This is a genomic window from Streptomyces sp. SID14436 (assembly GCF_010548465.1).
Taxonomy (GTDB): Bacteria; Actinomycetota; Actinomycetes; order Streptomycetales; family Streptomycetaceae; genus Streptomyces.
Genome location: NZ_JAAGMD010000193.1, coordinates 1 through 3570, shown reverse-complemented (window position 1 = coordinate 3570; position 3570 = coordinate 1). Strand labels below are relative to the sequence as shown.

5 protein-coding genes are annotated in these 3570 nt (G+C 73.6%); 3 read left to right on the top strand and 2 right to left on the bottom strand.

The genetic code is table 11. The annotated features are described in order from the left end of the window. Both G3I53_RS07005 and G3I53_RS07000 read left to right on the top strand, forming a co-directional pair. Nucleotides 1–125, top strand: a 125-nt coding sequence (locus G3I53_RS07005) for a (2Fe-2S)-binding protein (protein WP_203616712.1), incomplete at its 5' end; no start/stop codon positions are given. Nucleotides 126–454: 329 nt separating this feature from the next. Continuing rightward, nucleotides 455–1504 carry a DUF2637 domain-containing protein gene (locus G3I53_RS07000; RefSeq protein WP_164338563.1) on the top strand — a complete coding sequence of 350 codons (1050 nt, stop codon included), beginning with the start codon at nucleotides 455–457 and terminating at the stop codon, nucleotides 1502–1504. Nucleotides 1505–1565: 61 nt separating this feature from the next. Here the strand turns inward: G3I53_RS07000 and G3I53_RS06995 are convergent, their stop codons facing one another. Beyond that, the gene (locus tag G3I53_RS06995) at nucleotides 1566–1991 is read right to left on the bottom strand and encodes an ATP-binding protein (protein ID WP_164338565.1); all 426 of its coding nucleotides are present in this window, start codon (nucleotides 1989–1991) and stop codon (nucleotides 1566–1568) included. 304 nt (nucleotides 1992–2295) lie between these two features. Further along, complete coding sequence (locus G3I53_RS06990) at nucleotides 2296–2913, bottom strand: hypothetical protein (protein ID WP_164338564.1); 618 nt, start codon at nucleotides 2911–2913, stop codon at nucleotides 2296–2298. 243 nt (nucleotides 2914–3156) lie between these two features. Between G3I53_RS06990 and G3I53_RS06985 the strand changes: the two genes are divergently transcribed. Continuing rightward, the coding region (locus G3I53_RS06985) for a helix-turn-helix transcriptional regulator (RefSeq protein ID WP_203616710.1) at nucleotides 3157–3570 on the top strand (414 nt) is incomplete at its 3' end.

The following is a 3570-nucleotide window of genomic DNA, read 5'->3' as shown; positions in this document are numbered from 1 at the left end:
ACCGGGTGAGCTGCTGCATGTTCTACACGGTGCGTCCCGAGGACATCTGCGCCACCTGCCCCCGCACCTGCGCCACCGCCCGCACGGCCGGCCGCGCCACCGCGCAGACCGCCAAGGCCGGCTGACGCACCGCCGGGTCCCGCCCGCCCCGGCCGGATCACGGCCGGCCGGCGAACTCTCGTCCCGCGGCGGCGGCGCGACCCCGGGCACCCCCGGGTCACGGTTGCTTCACACTTCCCTCACCCGTCGCGGAAACTTTCCGTGGAACCACCCCTACGGGTAGTGTTAATCGAACTCAACTCCCGCCCCTCACGTGGCAGTTCGAGCAGAACGCCGCCCTGGGCATCCTCTCGCACTTCATTGGCGGCCTCTTGCCGTGAAAACCCCTGAGGGCCGACGGGATTGGGCCACTATGGCGGGCGTTACGCCCTATCCCAATGCAAGGGACCCCTAGATGAGACTGACCGACATATCGCTGAATTGGCTGCTTCCGGGCGCCGTGCTGCTCCTGGGCATGCTGGCGGCGGTGGCGGTGCTCGCGCGCGGCAAGCGCTCCTCGGTCAAGGACACGAGTGCGGACGACTCGTGGGAGCGCAGCGAGGAGCGCCGCAGGCGCAAGGAGGCCATCTACGGCACCGTCTCCTACGTACTGCTCTTCTGCTGTGCGGCGGTGGCGGCGGCCCTGTCCTTCCACGGCCTGGTCGGCTTCGGTGAACAGAACCTCGGCCTGTCCGGCGGCTGGCAGTACCTCGTCCCCTTCGGCCTGGACGGTGCGGCGATGTTCTGCTCCGTGCTCGCCGTGCGCGAGGCCAGCCACGGCGACGCGGCCCTCGGCTCGCGCATACTCGTGTGGACGTTCGCCTTCGCCGCGGCCTGGTTCAACTGGGTCCACGCTCCCCGGGGCATCGGCCACGCGGGCGCCCCGCACTTCTTCGCGGGCATGTCCCTGTCGGCGGCGGTGCTGTTCGACCGGGCGCTGAAGCAGACCCGCCGGGCCGCCCTGCGTGAACAGGGCCTGGTGCCGCGGCCGTTGCCGCAGATCCGCATCGTGCGCTGGCTGCGGGCCCCGCGGGAGACGTACCGGGCCTGGTCGCTGATGCTGCTCGAAGGCGTGCGCAGCCTGGACGAGGCGGTCGAGGAGGTCCGCGAGGACCAGCGCCAGAAGGACGAGACGCGGCGCCGCCGCCGCGACCAGGAGCGCGTCGAGCGGGCCCGGCTCAAGGCCATCAGCCGGGGCCACCGCGGCTTCGTGGGCCGGGGCGGCGGGCGAGAGCTGGACACGCCGACGGTCGAACGGGCCACGGACCTCGAGCGGGTCTCCTCGGAGCCTGCCATACCGGCGCCGGAAGCCCTGCCCGTGCGCGCGCGTCACTCCCTGCAGCCGGTCCGCAGCGGCGCTGACGGCACGCCCGTCGACCTGACCGCGGAGGACGACACCCAGGCCCTGCCGCGGCTGGACTCCCTGGAGCGCAAACTGAAGGACCTGGAGCAGCAGTTCGGCTGACCGGCGACCCCGTCGCGGTCCATGCGGTCCCGGTGGCCCCGGGGCCGCTCCGCGCGGCCGGTCAGGCGGCGTCCGCGCCGAGTTCGAACCAGACCGCCTTGCCCACCCCGTGCGTCCTGACGCCCCAGGCGTCGGCGAGCGCCGCCACCAGGGCCAGCCCCCGGCCGTGCGTGCGGTCACCCGTGTCCGGGGGCAGCGGCCGGGGCTCGCCGGACACGAAGTCCCGCACCTCGACGTGCACGCCGCCCGGTCCGACGGTGGCCGTCAAGAGCGCGTCGTCGTCGGTGTGCACCAGGGCGTTGGTGACGAGCTCGCTGGTGAGGAGCTCCGCCGTCTCCGATCCGCCGGGCCTCCCCCACTGCCGCAGCAGCTCCCGCAGCGCCCGCCGGGACTCGGGCACCGCCCGCAGGTCGGCCCGGCCCAGTCTGCGCCGCAACTGGGCGCCGGCCGGATGTGCGGCGCCGGCGCCGGTCCTCTCCTCCACCATCTGTACCGAGGTCGTCCCGGCCCCGCCGGAACCGCCCCCGCCCACCTGCCTCTTCATGACCCCCGCCCGCGTTCCGATGTCGGTTCCCCCTTGCCCGAACACGTTCTTCGAACGGTCCAGGGGAATCCATGCCCCGTCACCGGTGCGGGAAGTCATGCCGGGTCGTCACGGTCCGTCGTCGGCCCAAGTTGGCCGAACTTCGACGGCCACGTATCGCGGGCGCGGGCCGGAACACGCGTGCGGGGCCGTCCTCCCGACCCCCGTGGCGAGAGGACGACCCCGGTCCACCGGGCGGCCGTGCCGGTCAGTAGAGCTTGTTCACGGCCGTCTTCGTGGTCTTCTTGAACGCGGACACCGGGGCGTCCGAGAAGTCGCCCATCTGCCCCCACCCGACGACGGTCACCGTCCGGCCGTCCCGCCCCACCGACAGCAGGTGGATGTCGTTGGCCCCCCAGGACATCTCCGTGTGCAGGCCGTGCACCTTGGCGCCCTCCTCGACCCGCACCGGGCCGTAGGAGCGGTAGGCGGCGTCGACCTCCGGGTCGGACTGCTCCAGCCGCTGGGCGCAGGTACGGATCTCCTTGTTCAGCAGGGCGGCCAGCGCCCTGCCCTTCGCGGCGGACCCGGTGACGACGGTGACCTGCACGGCACCCGTGTCCAGGTCGGTGTGGAAGACGCGGTGCCGGTAGTCGTAGGCGGGCACGCCCTCGCCCAGGCAGTAGGCGAGCTCCACGGGGAAGCCGTCGGTGACCGGGCCGGCGGTCCACTCGGAGGACGGGTGCGGCGGCAGCTGCGAGGCCGACAGGAACTTGGGCGCCGCCTTCGCCGGCGCGGCCCCGGCCGGTACGGTCAGAGCGGTGCCGGCGGCGACGACGGCTGCGGTGAGAGCGGCGAGCACGGCGGCTCGGGTACGCATGGGCATGGCGGTCCCCCGTAGGAACGTGATCGGATGCGGGGCGGTACGGCGTGACGGGCGCGGACGGTCCCGGGCCCGGGCATGCGCACCGGGGCCGCCGTGACGGCCGGGCCGGTCCGTCGCGGTGGCCGTCGGGGCGACACCAAGAGCATCGGCCGTCCCGGGAGCACGAGGCAAGCGACGTCGCCGGATCGGGGGGCCTGGAACCATCCCAGCCCCTGTGACGTGCAGGTTCATGAGGTGCCTGGGATGCCGTCCCGGGCCGGTGTCGGGCCATTCGAGTGCGGGGTGACGGTGTCGGAGCAGGACGAGGTGGCGCGGTTCGCGTCGCTGCTGCGCGAGTTCAAGGAACGCACGGACCGCAGCTACGGCTCGCTGGCCCGCCGCCTGGGCATGAACACCTCGACGCTGCACCGTTATTGCGCGGGTGACGCGGTCCCCGTCGACTTCGCCCCCGTGGAGCGTTTCGCCGCCCTGTGCGGGGCGACGCGGGAGGAACGTCTGGAGCTGCACCACCGCTGGCTCCTCGCCGCCGAGGCCCGCCGACGCCCCCGGACGGACGGCGTCGCGCGGGAGGCGCCCCCGGGTACGGAACCGGCCACCGGAACGCCGGGCGCTTCGCGCGCGTCGGGGCGGGCCGCTCGCGGGCCGGCCGAGCACGCA